This window comes from Leuconostoc miyukkimchii (assembly GCF_019656055.1).
GTDB lineage: Bacteria > Bacillota > Bacilli > Lactobacillales > Lactobacillaceae > Leuconostoc > Leuconostoc miyukkimchii.
On the sequence record NZ_BPKY01000001.1, the window covers coordinates 310,786 to 326,374 of the forward strand.

The 15,589-nt window shown below is 36.2% G+C and carries 20 protein-coding genes and 1 pseudogene; 20 read left to right on the top strand and 1 reads right to left on the bottom strand.

Translation table 11 applies throughout. The features are described 5' to 3' along the window. The first annotated feature begins 69 nt into the window (after nucleotides 1-69). From K5Q13_RS01465 to K5Q13_RS01540, 17 genes and pseudogenes are all read left to right on the top strand, one after another. Nucleotides 70-1,035, top strand: coding sequence for a DUF1351 domain-containing protein (locus K5Q13_RS01465; protein WP_220739141.1), 966 nt, complete (start codon nucleotides 70-72; stop codon nucleotides 1,033-1,035). Further along, a complete protein-coding gene (locus K5Q13_RS01470; protein WP_220739143.1) occupies nucleotides 1,032-1,694 on the top strand; it encodes an AAA family ATPase in 663 nt (220 codons plus the stop codon). Before K5Q13_RS01465 ends, K5Q13_RS01470 begins: the two co-directional genes overlap by 4 nt. Then, nucleotides 1,695-2,417, top strand: coding sequence for a DUF669 domain-containing protein (locus K5Q13_RS01475; protein ID WP_220739145.1), 723 nt, complete (start codon nucleotides 1,695-1,697; stop codon nucleotides 2,415-2,417). A gap of 62 nt (nucleotides 2,418-2,479) precedes the next feature. Next, nucleotides 2,480-3,547 carry a helix-turn-helix domain-containing protein gene (locus K5Q13_RS01480; protein WP_220739147.1) on the top strand — a complete coding sequence of 356 codons (1,068 nt, stop codon included), beginning with the start codon at nucleotides 2,480-2,482 and terminating at the stop codon, nucleotides 3,545-3,547. Nucleotides 3,548-3,552: 5 nt separating this feature from the next. Further along, nucleotides 3,553-4,881: a replicative DNA helicase gene (gene dnaB, locus K5Q13_RS01485; RefSeq protein WP_220739149.1), complete on the top strand. Its 1,329-nt coding sequence runs from the start codon at nucleotides 3,553-3,555 to the stop codon at nucleotides 4,879-4,881. Nucleotides 4,882-4,886: 5 nt separating this feature from the next. Continuing rightward, complete coding sequence (locus K5Q13_RS01490) at nucleotides 4,887-5,057, top strand: hypothetical protein (RefSeq protein ID WP_220739151.1); 171 nt, start codon at nucleotides 4,887-4,889, stop codon at nucleotides 5,055-5,057. Between the two features lie 2 nt (nucleotides 5,058-5,059). After that, entirely contained in the window at nucleotides 5,060-5,746 is a 687-nt protein-coding gene (locus K5Q13_RS01495) for a putative HNHc nuclease (protein ID WP_220739153.1), read from the top strand. 244 nt (nucleotides 5,747-5,990) lie between these two features. Further along, nucleotides 5,991-6,434, top strand: coding sequence for an ArpU family phage packaging/lysis transcriptional regulator (locus tag K5Q13_RS01500; protein WP_220739155.1), 444 nt, complete (start codon nucleotides 5,991-5,993; stop codon nucleotides 6,432-6,434). Nucleotides 6,435-6,800: 366 nt separating this feature from the next. Continuing rightward, a complete protein-coding gene (locus K5Q13_RS01505; protein ID WP_220739157.1) occupies nucleotides 6,801-7,337 on the top strand; it encodes a DUF308 domain-containing protein in 537 nt (178 codons plus the stop codon). A 59-nt stretch (nucleotides 7,338-7,396) separates the two neighbouring features. Next, nucleotides 7,397-7,594, top strand: coding sequence for a hypothetical protein (locus tag K5Q13_RS01510; protein WP_220739159.1), 198 nt, complete (start codon nucleotides 7,397-7,399; stop codon nucleotides 7,592-7,594). A 64-nt stretch (nucleotides 7,595-7,658) separates the two neighbouring features. After that, nucleotides 7,659-7,817 carry a hypothetical protein gene (locus K5Q13_RS01515; RefSeq protein WP_220739161.1) on the top strand — a complete coding sequence of 53 codons (159 nt, stop codon included), beginning with the start codon at nucleotides 7,659-7,661 and terminating at the stop codon, nucleotides 7,815-7,817. A gap of 61 nt (nucleotides 7,818-7,878) precedes the next feature. After that, nucleotides 7,879-8,133, top strand: a complete 255-nt coding sequence (locus K5Q13_RS09520) for a helix-turn-helix domain-containing protein (protein WP_246574101.1) — start codon at nucleotides 7,879-7,881, stop codon at nucleotides 8,131-8,133. A 9-nt stretch (nucleotides 8,134-8,142) separates the two neighbouring features. Then, nucleotides 8,143-8,685, top strand: a complete 543-nt coding sequence (locus tag K5Q13_RS09525; RefSeq protein WP_281420472.1) for a terminase small subunit — start codon at nucleotides 8,143-8,145, stop codon at nucleotides 8,683-8,685. After that, nucleotides 8,669-8,905, top strand: a pseudogene (locus K5Q13_RS09530) (PBSX family phage terminase large subunit); the annotation flags it as partial. The gene K5Q13_RS09525 and the pseudogene K5Q13_RS09530, both read left to right, overlap by 17 nt. Nucleotides 8,906-10,500: 1,595 nt before the next feature. Next, the gene (locus K5Q13_RS01530) at nucleotides 10,501-10,779 is read left to right on the top strand and encodes a hypothetical protein (RefSeq protein WP_220739165.1); all 279 of its coding nucleotides are present in this window, start codon (nucleotides 10,501-10,503) and stop codon (nucleotides 10,777-10,779) included. Nucleotides 10,780-10,786: 7 nt separating this feature from the next. Next, nucleotides 10,787-11,266, top strand: coding sequence for a hypothetical protein (locus K5Q13_RS01535; protein ID WP_246574104.1), 480 nt, complete (start codon nucleotides 10,787-10,789; stop codon nucleotides 11,264-11,266). 1 nt (nucleotide 11,267) lies between these two features. Further along, the gene (locus tag K5Q13_RS01540; RefSeq protein ID WP_220739167.1) at nucleotides 11,268-12,245 is read left to right on the top strand and encodes a peptidoglycan recognition protein family protein; all 978 of its coding nucleotides are present in this window, start codon (nucleotides 11,268-11,270) and stop codon (nucleotides 12,243-12,245) included. Between the two features lie 62 nt (nucleotides 12,246-12,307). Here the strand turns inward: K5Q13_RS01540 and K5Q13_RS01545 are convergent, their stop codons facing one another. Beyond that, a complete protein-coding gene (locus K5Q13_RS01545; protein WP_220739169.1) occupies nucleotides 12,308-12,697 on the bottom strand; it encodes a DUF805 domain-containing protein in 390 nt (129 codons plus the stop codon). Between the two features lie 137 nt (nucleotides 12,698-12,834). On the opposite strand from K5Q13_RS01545, the gene K5Q13_RS01550 reads away from it, so the two are divergent. From K5Q13_RS01550 to K5Q13_RS01560, 3 genes are all read left to right on the top strand, one after another. Continuing rightward, entirely contained in the window at nucleotides 12,835-13,053 is a 219-nt protein-coding gene (locus K5Q13_RS01550; protein ID WP_220739171.1) for a CsbD family protein, read from the top strand. 468 nt (nucleotides 13,054-13,521) lie between these two features. Beyond that, nucleotides 13,522-14,310, top strand: a complete 789-nt coding sequence (locus tag K5Q13_RS01555) for a HipA family kinase (protein WP_220739173.1) — start codon at nucleotides 13,522-13,524, stop codon at nucleotides 14,308-14,310. A 13-nt stretch (nucleotides 14,311-14,323) separates the two neighbouring features. Next, complete coding sequence (locus tag K5Q13_RS01560) at nucleotides 14,324-15,145, top strand: DUF3037 domain-containing protein (RefSeq protein ID WP_220739175.1); 822 nt, start codon at nucleotides 14,324-14,326, stop codon at nucleotides 15,143-15,145. The last annotated feature ends 444 nt before the right edge of the window (nucleotides 15,146-15,589 follow it).

The following is a 15,589-nucleotide window of genomic DNA, read 5'->3' on the forward strand; positions in this document are numbered from 1 at the left end:
AGATATGAAATGTTGTTTTGACACGACATTTATGCTTTCAATTCTAACAAGAAAGAGAGAGGCAGTCAAATGAACGAACTCACTAAACCTAGTATTGGTATTGACAATGGTCAAATTCATTTTAAAAATGTTGATGAATTTAAAACAGATTTTGAACAAGTTATCCAGCGAAATAGTCACTTTATAGTCACTGAAGAAACACTCAAAGGTTCAGCCAACGCTCGAGCAGAGTTGCGTAATGCGGCTAAAGAGTCAGCATCATGGCGAAGCAAAGTTAAAACTGAATTATTGAAACCATTTGATGATGTTTCTGAAATAGCTATAGCCTATGAGAAACAAGTGAAAGCCGCTGCTGACGATATTGATAAAGATATTAAAGTGTTTGAAGAAGTGGAAAGGCAGAAGCGTCGTGACGGATTAACCAAGTGGATTGCTGAACGGGCAGCAGAGTTGGATGTTAATCCGGATATTACAATTAATGAAAAATGGTTCATTAAAGGGAACTTTAATGGCACAGTTCCAAAGCAGGCGTTTGTTGATGATCATATTGAACCAGAACTTGAACGTTTAGTACAAGCCAAGGCACAGCGTGCAGCGGACACTATCGCTATTCGAAACTATGCGGAAAGCAAGTCGTTTGACCCTGAAGGTTATATTCACAGCTTAGATTTTAAAAGTCTTGCTGAAATTATGGGTGACATTGACGGTGATGTGATTAAACGAGAGAAACGTGAAGAAGCTGCAGCAGCGGTTGCTGAGATGGAAGCAAACCAAGCGCGTGAACAGCACGTTGATGAAGTGACAGTAGCTAATAAGATTATTGACAAAAGCACTGGCGAGATTGTTAGTGAGACCCAACAAGAACCTGTTGATTTTAACCAACCAGTAATACAACCGACAGCTACACAAGAAACTATTTCTCCGGAAAATCAAATATTTACAAGATTGTTGTATGTTACTGGAACTATTAAAGATATGCAGTCAGTGGCGACCTTTCTAAATGCTAACGGCATTGCGTTCAGAGGTGAGTCATGAGAGTGTATGAGCCAGGTCAAATTAAACCAATGGGTAATATGTATTTTATTTACGGTGAAGGTGGGACAGGTAAAACCACTTTGGCCAAACAATTAGTAGGCAACAAATTATTATTGAGTTTTGATGGTTCAACAAATGCATTAGTTGGGACCAATGATATTCGAGTCTTTGCATATGATCATACGGATGCAGCAACATTGCAGAATCAAGTGAGTAGTCATCTTAATGAGGCGGTTATGAGCGGTATATATCGAGTGATTATCCTAGACAACATGACAGCATTACAAAACTGGGTACTTGAAAATATTGATAATGCGAGCAAGGATAATCGTCAAAATTATCAAAAATTGCAGCTATGGTTCAGGGACTTAGGTATGTATCTGAGAGCATCAGGATTAACAGTCATGGCCACAGCACATCAAATAGATAATGGGTCAACTGGTTTGGTGGGTGGCCGTCGCTATGGGGCGGATATGAACGCTAAGACCTTCAACGCATTTAGTGCACCGTTTGATGTTGTTGGACGCATATACAAAGAAAATGGCCAACGTCTGATTGATTTAGATACAGAAAAAGGCAATCACGCCAAGAACAGAATTGATGATCGTCTGTTGATTAAGGCAGATGAACTCATTGAAATTAAGAAAGAGGAAAAGTAAATGGCATTTGGATTCGTAGTAGATAGTAACAATGTTTTGGGGCAAATGGTAGAAGAGAGTGGTAAGTACAATGTACGTGTTTCAGACACGTCAGCAGTGACAATGTCTAAGACAAATAAGCAAATGGCTGTGCTAGATTTTGAAGTTATTGATGGCGACTACGCAGGGGGCAAAATTCGATACGATAACGTGGTTTGGGATGAAACATCATCTGAAGCTATTGAACGTTCAAAGAAAAGTTTCAACACGATATTAGTCGCTATTGGCGTACCAGATGGCACACAGTTAACTGATATGATTCAATTTGTGAATGGCTTAGTTGGCAAGCAACTGAATGTGTCAACTGAGTGGGAAATGAATAACAAAGGGCAATACAACTTGGTCGTTAAATCTCATAACAAATTTGACACAACAGGAAGCAAGCCGAGTGGCGTTAAACGACCAGAAGGTGCTATGTTACCAAACACGAGTACAGGTACATCATTTGGCAACTCACAGGCAAATACATCAACCTTTGGCACACCAGGCACACAAGCATCCCCAGCTGCTAAACAAAATACAGGCTTTGCAGGTTTTGGATCGGGAGCACCGACGCCTCAACCACAACAAGGTGAATTTGAACCTAACCAAATGTTTGGCCAAGGGTCTAAAGCGCCACAGGCAGCACCAGATCCATTTGCAGGGCAAATTGTGAATGTTGATCTTAATAATCTACCATTCTAAAAATACTGACAAGTGATGTGGCGTAACCACACGAGAGGGTGAGAGGCCCAATGGAGGAACGCATGGCAGACATTAAATATTTCACACAGATACCAGCATGGGTTGATGAACTTGAAGACGTGTCCGACTTTCAAGTGCGTTTACTTGGTTTTATTTATACATTGGAAAATACAGTTGGCTCGGCATTTCCATCGAACGGTTTTCTTGCCAAGAAATATCGTAAGAAAGAAAATTCAGTTCAAAAAGCGCTGAGTGATCTTTACAAAAAAGGTTATGTCACAAGTAAAGTCAAATATAAAAATGGTACAAGTGAGGTTGAAAAAAGGTATTTAACTTTAAATCAACCACGTGATTTAAATCATAAAGGTGGTGGATTAAAATCCACTACCCTAGTGGAAACAAATCACAGGGGTAGTGGATTAAAGTCCACAGATAGTAAATCATTTAGTAAATCAATGAGTATATCAATACCCCCTACCCCCAAAGGGGATGAAATGGGTGAGAATGATTTTTCAAATCAAAACCAAATCGATTCAGAATTGCACAACGAAACAAAGGGGAGCGAAGCGACACTTTTAGCAACCCGCGAAGCGAAAGAAGAAAGCATTGATTTGAATTTGAAGATGTTGCGTTATGCTCGTCTTGCTTTTGGTAAATCAGAAATTGAAGTACCAGATACAACCAAGGGCATGTTCTCTGGCATTGTGAATCGTAATATTGATTTTCAGAGCTTTATCGATGTGACAAACTATTTAGCAACCAAGTGGACACCAGAATTTATAGCCACCAAGCCCGTTATTGCTTATCTGGTAAATATGTCAAAATGGGATGCGCGAGAAAATGAAGCACGGTCAGCTGGATTCATTAACTCAAAATCAGTCGTTGATAAACAAGCAGCAGTTGAGAATGAACAGGGCAAGCGAGCACGTGAACATGACTTGCAAAGTTTGGCCAATGAACGGTATCCAATTATTAAACGTTTGTATATTGAAAAATATGGCCGTGAAAAAATGCCATTGCCGTCATTGCATATGCCAGCATTTGATAACTTGTCAGCTTGGGAAAAATTAGTTAGTGGCGATGAAAAAACTTTGGCGCATCTCCACGAAATTGTTGAAGCAGAGGATTAAATTTTATGTATGAAATACAGATGGAACATCAGTTATTAGGTGCTTTGATGGTATCAAGTGATATTAGTGGCACGGTGGCTGATATAAATGGACACGTTGTACCGGAAGACTTTTATGATCAACCGGCAAAAGAAATGTTCAGTCGTATTTTAGAACTGGTGGATGATGGCCACGAAATCAATCCAATTACTTTGGCCACCAAAAATGTGCCACTAGATTTTATTGCTGATATTTCAGTATTGGGTGTCTCATCACACATTGCGGTTAGTTTAGCTGATAAAGTGGCCAAGCAATCAGAGACACGTAATTTATACATGACAGCGCAACAAGTTATGAGCTATTTAGCAAATGGGGAAGATGTTGATTTGGTTAAGATGAATCTGATTGAGTATTTATCAGATGGTCGACATGACAAGTTAGAGACAACAAAACATATTAGTGAGGCAGTGGCACCGACACTTGAAAGTATTGCAGAACAACGTGAGCAGGAAGGCGTGCCAGGTATCACAACAGGATTTAAGATGATTGACAAAGAGATTGGTGGCTTGTTACCGTCTTCACTGACAATTATTGGTGCAAGACCGGCCATGGGAAAAACAGCATTCGCATTGAACATGGCCGAGGGTGCTGCACGTTTGGCCAATAAACCTGTCTTAGTTATTTCACTTGAAATGAGTAACGACATGTTGGTGAAACGCATGTTGTCAACACGTAGTTTAGTAGATGCTGAAAAAATACGTGATAGCAAACTAACTGATCAAGAATTCAATGACTTGAGCTACAATGCGGAAAAACTAAGTCAATTACCTATCTGGTTTGACGACACACCAATTCAAAGTTTCACAGATATTCGTAGTCGTGTGCTTAAATTAAAACGTCAACAAGGTGAAATAGGCATGGTGCTGATTGATTATCTTGGCTTGGTTGAAACTGGTAATAAAAAAAATAGTAGCAGAGTTAACGAAGTAGCAAAAATTAGTCGTGGTTTGAAAGTATTGAGTAAAGAAATTAAAGCGCCTGTGGTTGCTTTAGCACAGCTTAATCGTGGTGTTGAACAGCGAACAGATAAACGACCATTGCTGTCTGATTTGCGAGATAGCGGCTCTATTGAACAGGATGCCGACAATGTGGCGTTCTTGTATCGTGACGATTATTATCGCAATGAAGGTGAAGAAGAAAAGAGTGATGATGAAATTTCACAAGTAGAATTCATTGTGGCCAAGAATAGAAATGGTAAACGCGGAACTGTGCCATTGTCATTTGATAAAAAGCACAACCTCATGACTGATTGGCGACCAAGTCATCAGTCAACTAATACAGATCAAGGGTGGTAGAAAGCGTGTATACAGGAGATGAAAGTTTTGAAGAAGCAGATGCGAGCTACACCATCAATTTAATTAATGGTGTCACGCGTGATTATTGGACAGGTTCTCAAACTGCAGAAATGACGGTTAAGAAAATACTTGAAAAAATTAACATGCATAAGGATCGTGTCAGAATGGAAGGGTAAGTATGCCACGTGAATATTCTGGTAAGGCAGTTTCATATGACGGTGAGAACTTAGTAATTAATGTTGGCCACATTGAAATTGATTGGCAAAAGTTATTACGATACAACAAAGGCGATGCCCCAAAAGTTGAATTAGTATTTGATGATCAGCAACGACGCTCATTATTACAGAATAAACACATGCATGCCATTATCAGTGATATTGCGAACTGGCAAGGAGAGGATCCAGAGGAAATTAAAATGTGGTTTAAATGGGCCTTTGCAAATGCATTTGAATTAGACGAAATCAAAACAAGCAGAATGTCAATGGAGCAAGCTAGTGCATTTATTAGTATGCTGATTACTTTTGCATTAAAACATGGTGTGGCATTAGTAAACTACGCACCACTAGAAATGCTTGCGCCAGATGATGTTGCTGCATTTGAATACCAATGTCTTATTCACAAACGTTGTGTGATTTGTGGTAAACATCCAAGTGATTTACACCATCTAGATACAGTTGGCGCAAATGGCGGTAATCGTGGCCAGATGAATCATCTCAGATTACGTGCAGTGCAATTATGTCGAGAGCATCATCAAATGGCTGGACAAATTGGCGTTGATACATTTTTAGCACGATATCATCTCACAGGCATCAAGATAGATGAAGACATTGCGAAGATACACAAATTGAATATGAGGTCGCTATGATTAAATATATCGTCAGTGAGGACAAGGTGCCACATAAAGAGACACTTGGGAGGATGTCATATCATCTTGCTGTGGCAGTTCAACAATTGATTGGCGGTGAAATTTATGCGATTGATGATGTCGCGCACACGATAAGGAAGATAGAACAATAACACAACAAGCTCTATCTAATATGACTATTCATAAATTTTAGTCAAGATGGCAGGTGTGCCTGCTGTACATACAGTTAAGGAGAGATAGTAATTTGGCTTATGATCGCGATAAAACAATAAAAAGAGTATCTGAATTTTTTGGTGATCCAAATGCTGTGAATAAGCCATCTGATTTTAAAGATTTGCTTGATTTGGCCCACATCACTAACGTTGATTCATTATATCGTTCTCCAACTATATCCGACATGCCTATGAATAGCTCATTTGGTAATCATATGGAAGAGTCAACAATTAACTATCTGTTTGGTGGAGATGTTGCAAAGTCAGAAGTCAACAAAATCGCAATGGCTTTGCGCAACATGGAGCACAGATTTAGCCACGTGATATTCTTGCGCCACTTTAAGGGGATGAACATTGAAAGTATAGCTGAGGCGATTGGCTATTCACCTAGCAACGTCCGTAAATTGTTGGATACGGCATATTACAAGTTTGCCCTTTGGACGGAAGAAAATCTCAAACTTACAGTTTTAGTGTAGATTCGGTGTATATTGAGTGGCGGCAGAGTGTGATGAAATCGTGTATATTAGTATTATTGAAAGATTCGTAAATCAGCATTACAGTTAATGTGTTTGTTTAATTAAAAATATTGAACAACGTTTAACATTTAGACAAAAAAGGTGTACTATGTAACTGTGGATGGAAACATCCATAATCTTCATGATATCTCCCTATAAGGGAACAACTCCACAAAATACATCAATTGGAATATTGATGATGAAATAAGAACCCTAACCGGTTCTTATTTTGTTTACGGTATATTTTGTTGAAAACAAACGTATTTTTGCAAATTATTCAACAGAAGGTGTAAAATAGTTTGTATAAAAATTAGAGGGAGATATTAGATGTCAGATGAGTTTTTTAACAAGTTACGTCGTACAATAGGGTTTGATGGGCTGATTTCAACTGTAATAGGCGCTTTGATAGTGTTTTTACCCAATCGTAGCGCTCGAGCAGCAGCTGGAATGATAGGAGCTGCTTTAATCGCTGTTGGATTATTCAAATTACTATCAGTATTTAAACGTGATTTGGAAAATGGAATGGCTAGATTAGGAAACTTGATTGTTTCAATCATATATCTTGTTGCCGGTATTTTCATTTTTATCGATATGCAATCAGCAGCTATTTCACTAATTCTGGTTGTAGGTATATTAACAGGTATGACATGGTTGATTGAAGGTTTAGTTCAATTTACGATTGTTAATCGAATTAGCACGAATAAGACTTGGTCGATTGTTTCTGCGTTAGTTAGTATATTGGGAGGATTAAGCCTTCTGCTCAGTCCGGTATTTGGCGGACTGATTGTCTGGACATTTTTTGGAGCGTCATTATTAATTGTTGGTATTTTCAAGTTGATTCAATATTTTACTTTGAAAAATTAATCAGTATATGAAACCGCTAGTTAGTTAAATCTAACGGCGGTTTTTGTTTGGAGAAAATTATGGAAGAAACGTTAAAAACAATACGCAGACGTGCAAAGCACATTAAAATAGCCACACAAGTGAATAAGCAACATGCTGATAATTTGAAACGCGCGACGTTTGAACGGCATAAACGTTCCAAGCAACAAATTAAGACAGAAGTTGTGGACAATCGTGTGATAGATTATCGTAGGCACATGAAGTGGTTGAGGCGATGATAATAAAATCTTAAATAACGGTTCGGCCATCTGATGGTATGATTGTTGCTATTGGAGGTTGGATATGAAACGAAAACGTATAATTGCTATCTACACAGGGATAATAGCAGCCGTAGCTTTTTTGGTAACAGAACATTTAGGATTGGATTTAGGTAAGTCCATATTCATATCAGTTGTCGCTGTCGTTGTTGGAAGTGTATTACTGGAAAAGTTTATAAAGTGATTAAGCGCATAAGCGCTTTTTATTTTGAGCTAAATCATTGAAAGGAGGTACTTTAAATGACATGAAAAAGTATGAAGAAGCCGAGCAAGATTATTTAGCAGGCTCTAAGTATCAAGATATTGCCGATAAATACGATGTATCTCTTTCAACTGTTAAACAGTGGAAACGTAGATATTGGAAATCTGATAATGTAACCACAGATAAAAAGGTTACAAAAAAAGTTACAAAGGTTACACAGAAAAAACCAACTAAAAAAGCTATTGAAGAGTTAAGTAACAGCGAGCTAACAGACAAGCAAAAAGCCTTCGTACTGTAGTATATTCGTATTTCTAATGCCATACAAGCGTACATAAATATTTACGATGTGCCATACAGAACTGCTAGGGTTAGTGGTTCTCGTATGTTGACAAATGATAACATTCAAAACGAAATAAAGCGTCTACACCAAGCTAAATTACAAGAGCTTAGTGTGGGCGTTTTTGATTTAATGGAAGACATAGTGGTTGAAGCACGGGCTGATATTGGCGACTATGTTAAATTTGGTGCGTATGATGAAACGTTGTATGAATATAAAGATGGTAAGCCTGATAAAAATAAACCAGTGTTGGATGATGAAGGCAATCCCATTAAGTTACACAAATCCTGGGCACAATTCAAAAATCAGGAATTTGTTGATAGTAAAGCAATTAAGTCTATACGAATGGGTAAAGATGGTCCAGTAATTGAGTTGCACGATCGCAATAGAGCACGTGACAAATTACTGGAAATGATGGGTGATTATGTTAAGAATGATGAGGCAGAAGATGGCTTAATCAACGCAATTAAGCAGAGTCAAGTATTTGGAGAAAACGATGGCATCGAAACGTAAAATTAATGCCAAATTTGATTTCAAACCTTTCTCAACAAGGCAAATGCAAGTAATGGCATGGTGGACAAATCCACTTTATCGGGATAAAGAAGCCATTATTGCTGATGGTTCGGTTCGTGCTGGTAAAACTGTTGTCATGTCATTGGGTTATATTGTGTGGTCCATGGCGGAGTTTAACGGTCACAACTTTGGAATGGCTGGTAAAACGATTGGCTCATATAGTGAGGAACATAAAAATGAAATTTATGTTGGATTAGCACCGGCAATACTACAATCTGCTGGCAGATACGGCACTAGTATTGTAACTAAATCAAGTTACTCCAAGAGGGTTGAAAAAGATGATACGGTTCAGCAGGCTCAAACTAATATTACAATTAGAATCAACTTTTATTTTACTGGAGATCCGTTAGTCCAATTACAAGTTTCAGAACAAGAATTATCTCAATCACAAAATGTAATGCAAAAAATATGGAATGCTGCTGTGTGGTCAGAAGCAGAGGTTGCTCAAATGTTAATGTCTACTGTTGGAATGATTCAAAATGGTGTAGAATCTCTGCAAGTTAGTGATGGAAATATTTCTGGAACCACTGCAGTGTTATCAGCTTCCACTGTGTTGTTGATTGTTTCAGTGTTTGTTGTTACCATTATCGTATAGATAAATAATTATTTTATGAAATGAGAAATGAATGTTGACTCATACACTAGCGTCATTGTTTCTAGAAGGTATAATTTTATACAGTGCAATAACGTTTTCTTTGTTAGTAGTTAAGCTTAGGAAAAATAAAATTATTCCAAGAAAAGTAATGCAGCAGGTTTATCAAAAAAACATATATAAATGGCTTTTTACGTCAATATATAGTTCACAATTTATTTTTATTTTTTTAATATACTTCAGTAATATTCATATAGATAAAGGTAATATATATTTACTTCAGCTTTTTACGATATTGATTTTGTTTTTACTTGAATTAGTAGCTTATGTTAGAGTAGTGAGAAATAGTATATTTTTCAAACAATCACTTGAAAGAAAATTTGTAAAAAAAGTTTTTCAAATATTTTATATAGTGCAGTTTGTTTTTCTGTTAATGCCAATATTAAATTAATAGGCAATGTTGAAAAAAGATTATTTAAAATGAATTATAACTATACTTGAAAAAGTAAAAAATACACGGTCCAATTTGCGAATCTGAAACCGATACGCAGATTGGATCTTTTGTTTGGAGAAAATTAGGGCAGGAACACTAAAAACAATACGTAGACATGTGACTCATATTACAATCACATGCAAGTGAACAGAAGACAGGTTGATAGCTTGGAACGCCTGATGACACTTTGTTTTGGGAGTTTAAAAATAACCGTTCATTAAGAACACCAACTAATAATCTTTTAACTGAAAACGGTGGTAAGTAGAATTTTAAAACAGATAATGGTGTAAAAATGATTATAGGTGCTGATTTAGATGGAATCGCATTAGGAGCCTCATCGCCTAAATCTAATGGCATACCAGTAAATACTAACCTTAACAATATAAAGACTGATGGATTTTACACGTTTCAATCTGGAAGCATAACTAATAGTCCAGTGTTATAATATTTTTCTCTAACCGTAGTAACAATCGGACAAAATAACGGGACACAAACTTTAATTGACAGCGATACTGGCGTTACATGGACTAGAGGTTGGAAAGTCAACGGTGTTTTCAGTGAGTGGACAAGCAATGTTCCAAAGTCTGCTAGTGTTTTAGTATACGGATTAGGTACATTATTTGATGCATCAACATATTTAACTTTCGTTAAATATGGGAATGTTGTTACAGTGTACGGTACTTTAGATGCTGCAAAAGATATAACGGGACTAGCTAGTTACAACGGAGAAAATCTAACACCAGTTGGATATCGGCCATTGCGAGAAGTTAAGTCACAAATTTCACATAATTCTTCTAATGGAGGAAACAAGGTAAGAGGAGACGTATCATATGGAGCTAGTGGTAACATCTCAATAGATGATGTTACCATTGGTGGTTCTGATGTCATGAATGGCACAATACTAAAGGGAATAACGTTGACATTCTCAGCTACTTGGGTCACGTCATGATAAAAAAATGGAAGGTACAAAAGTAAACATGGATCAACTACTACAATATTTATTTGCCAACCTGAATGGGGCTACCGAAACGGCAGTCCTTTTTATTTTGGTTTTTTTTGACACGTTTTTAGGATCGCTGTGGCGAAAACGTCAAGGTGTTGCCAGAACTTCAGGAGGTGGGTTGGGCGGGTTAATTACATCAATACCATTGGCATTGATGCCTGTTGTTATATGGGCGTTTACAATTTTGATTTCTTACGTACCAACCCATTTAGGTGGACGTGATTTTACGTTTCAACCACTCATTTTTGATGTTATTTCATTCGCGGTAACGTTAATAATTGGCAACTACATGCTGAAATCAGTTTACGCCAATATGCAACTAGCTGGCATGGATATTCCAAAATGGGCCATTAAATGGGTGGAAGACGAGTATCACGTTAAATTACGAAAAATTGAAACAGAGCCAGGAGCGGTTAGTAAAAAGGAGAATTAGTATGGGATATATAATTGAACGCAATATCGTAGTGCCAGGTCGTCCAGCATTGGACAACGGCCTTGCTGTTGGACCGTTTGGACAAACCCATTTACACTCCACAGCTAATGAAAATGCAACAATGGACGGTGAAGTTTCTTATTTAAGCCGGAATTGGCCAAACGGATATTATACACATTTAGTTGGTGGTGGCGGTCGTATTATTCAAGTCGCTGAAACAAACGGTGGTGCATTTGACGTTGGAGGCGATTGGAACTGGGAAACATATGCTGCAATCGAATTCTCGGAGAACATTAAAAATCAAGCGGATTTCAATAAGTCATATCGCGCTTACATCTGGTTGGCTCGGAAATTGGCAGATGAATGTGGTGCAAACTATGATCTAGATGACAATGATTTAGTTGGTATCAAGACCCATAACTTTGCCAGTCGAACTGGACACGGTTCAGATCATACTGACCCTATTGCATTTCTTGCTAAATGGGGAATTTCTTATCAACAACTCAAGAATGATTTGATTAATGGCTTTGACGAAGCGCCAGTTCCGGCTGCTAAGTTTAAGGTTGGCGACCAAATTGTGCTTACTAAAGAAGCTTATGCAACGCGTTGGGGAACTAAGTTTAACAATGCTGTTAAAACATCTTGGGGTACGGTTAGAAAGGTTGATAGAGCTGCACAATCTAAGTCACAATACTCATACGGTATCGACTTTAGTGGTCGTATATGGAACGTGTTAGAACAAGATTTGATTAAGCGACCATCTCAACCGGCTAAGAAAGTTGGAGGTTTCAAGGTTGGCCAAGTTGTGACTTTGAAGTCATCAGCAAGTCATTGGCAGACTGGACAGCCAATCAAGAATTTTGCTAAAAACAAACAATACAAAATTAAGAGTGTTAAGGCAGTTAATCAGTCAAATAGTAATCAAGCGGTATTACTTGAAGGTGTGATTAGTTGGGCATTGGCTCAAGATGTGAAATAATTGAATAAACTTAAAAAGGCACTAACTTGCATTTATGCGAGCTAGTGCCTTTTTTGTATTTATTAATGATTAAAATTGCTCTGATTCAATGTCCAGCGTGATTCAGAAGTTGTAGGAAGTATCATCAAAATGAAGAACCAGATATTACCAATTAATGGAATTGCAGAAATAAGTATCCAACCAGCACTACGGTTTGTATCATGCAAACGTCTTGCTTTCACAGTCAATGTCGCAATCCATACGAGTAAAGCGATTAATTTAGCCACTGTGTTTGTTGATAAATCGCTAAAATTGTAAATATCCTCAAGTGAATGTCCTTGTATTTTTTCAATAACATTTATTAAAATACCACCAATTAAATAGTTGACGATAATAGGAATCCAGTATTGCGCTCTTGTTGCAGTTGCGTTCCACACAAACATCTTTGTCCAAAATTCTTTATAAGCATTCATAGTTAATTTCCCCCTATATAATAAGACTATGTATATTATGATACATAAGACCTATTTAAAACGCAAATTTACTACTAATAAAATACTATGTTATAATACATTTGTAACATCAAATAAGAATCAAGGAGAACATCATTATGTCAATTGAAGAAAAGTTTGATAGCGCCAAGGACAAAGTTGCGGGTAAGGCAAAAGAGGTAGAAGGCAAAGTTACCGGTGACAAGAGTCGCGAAGCAGAAGGTAAAGCACAAGGTGTTCTAGGTAAAGTGAAAGATACGGTCACAGACGTAAAAGACGCTGTTAAGGATGCTGTAGATGATACTGTAAAAGATTTTAAAGACGACAGTAAAAAATAAATAGAAAAGTAAGTTCTTGGAAGTACATTATTATTTTGACTAGATATTATTCTAGTTTTTTTATTTGCAAATAAAAACATTTGTTCGATTAATGTCATAGAGTTGATATTATGAACACGACGACAAATTAATCGAAGAAATCAAGAAGCGATTCACGAAAAAGAAAAACACATTGTATTGGGTGCGTATCGTGTACCAAAGATATTCCAAGCAGTTGAACGTGTTCTTTGAATATGCCAAAATAGGTATGGCCACACATTCTGAACAAATAGGCAGGTATGTTGAATCAGAAAAGGATCATATGCTAGAATTAGCGAAACGTATCAAAACAGAAACAAACGTAAGTGTGGAACTAGGTGATTTCGAGTAAAACACCCAACCAGTGATTCGGTTGGGTGTTTTTGTGTTGTTTTGTGTTGTTTTATGCTATAATCGAATAAGTTTTTTATCAAAATAAAAGGTAAGTTGATGTTAAAAGTAAAAACAGTAGTTGAACAAATGAAAGTTGGCACGAGCAAACCATTTTTAGTAGTTTGTGATGATGATCAGCAATATGTCATGAAATATAGTGTACGACAAGCTGAAAATTCAAAGGCATTGTTCAATGAACTTTTAGGATACCACATTATTGACTTTTTAAAACTAAATCATCCAGAATTTCAATGTGCAAAGTTAAGTCAAGATACGGTAAGTGAAAATGTTGATCTGTTTGATGCTGAACCAAAAGTTGGAACGGTTTTTGTTACAAAGTATCATAATTATACACCAGCTGCTGTTCCAAATATATTAAAAAGCGCTACTAACATAGACACATTTTTAGGAATCATTTTTTATGACCAATTTATTGTTAATATTGATAGAGGATTGAATAGAGGTAACTGGTTAATTGATAGGAAGGATATGAAATTAAATGTTGTTGATAATGACAGAATCTTAAAGCAACAACAATTTTGGACACCTGCTACGCTTAAAGAAATTAGTAAAATACCTCCTTTTGAAATTGAAGCATTAGAGGATGTAGAATATGAGTATCTACTAGAAGCGTATGGCGACACTCATGGTAAACATAGCTTTGATCATATTGTGCGAAAAGTAAAAAGCATTAGTCCTGATATTGTGGACGAATGGTTATCAGATATTCCCGTTGATTGGTTAATAACAGAAACCGATAAATTAGCAATTAAAGAGTTTATTTTATTTCAAGTGAGACATGTAGAAGAAATAGTTGATTATTTAGTTGTTAAATTCAGCATTTAGAAAGGAGAGAATTATGGCAGAAGTAGAATTACTATATAGCGTCTTGGGCTATAGGCCAAGTTCAATAAGGCGTGAGTCTATGAATATCGGAATAGTTTTTCACATACCCCAAAAAGGATATTCAAAATTCATATCTTTAAAATCTAGAAAAAGACTAGAAACATTTGATGATGAGTATGATAAAAATTTCTTTAATATAGTAATGGAGTCTTTAAGATATCAGTTTGATTATCCCAGGGAAAACATAGCTGGAGAATATAGTAGGTTTGAGGACAAAGAATTTTCAAAAATCCGTGATAAAGATTTTTTGATTAGCAAGACGAAGTACTATGCTAATGAGTTTTATTTTTTCAATGTGCAAGGAATATCAGTTGAAGACAATCAAGAAGCACTCCAAAAAGAAATGCATGGGCTAGAAAGAATATATTTATATTATGATCGCCCAAAAAATGAGCGTGTCACAAAAAGCGAAGTGAAAAAACTGCTATCTAAGCAGATAAAATATAATAAAATTACTGGTATAAAACGGCTTCCAAAAGAATTTATTGGTAATTTTGATAAATCTCCAATATTTGATTATCAAATTGGGGACTCGGTTATCAAAATTATTACATTTGACTATGCCAAAAAAGGTAATCTTTCAAAAGAATTAAAAAGTGTGCTCTATGACATTGAACATATAGATAATATGAATAAGACCTTATCATTTATTATAAATGATGAGGCTGTTGATGAAAAAAATCAAGATTTAAAAGAATTTGAAGGACAACTTAAAAATATAACCAATAATTTTTCGATAATTGGCGTTTCTCGGTTCATGACGCAAAAGTTCTAAAAATTATATTAATGATATTCATTTTCCTATCAATCTGCATAATTAAACACATAAAAACTCGACTAGATTCATCTCTAGTCGAGTTTTTATGTGTGCGCCTATTATACAAATATTTTATATGGAGCCGGATATGGAGCCAGCAATTATTTTATGGTAAGTAAATACATGTGTATCAACTATTTTATTAAAAAGGTTCACGGTACGCTATCTCCTTATTTGCTATTGTATCGCGAAAGCTGATATAATAGCATTTTTGTTTGTAAACGTTTATGTACTGCTGTTTTATTGATATATTTTAACTTAATTCAAACAAATAAAAAAATGTAGCACCTAGTGCTACATTTTGTCAAGGATAGCTAAAGTTTTTAAAATAGATATGAATATTATTAAATCAGTTTTTATTTTTTTATAACTTAAAAAATCGAAATGATTAATGTATTATGA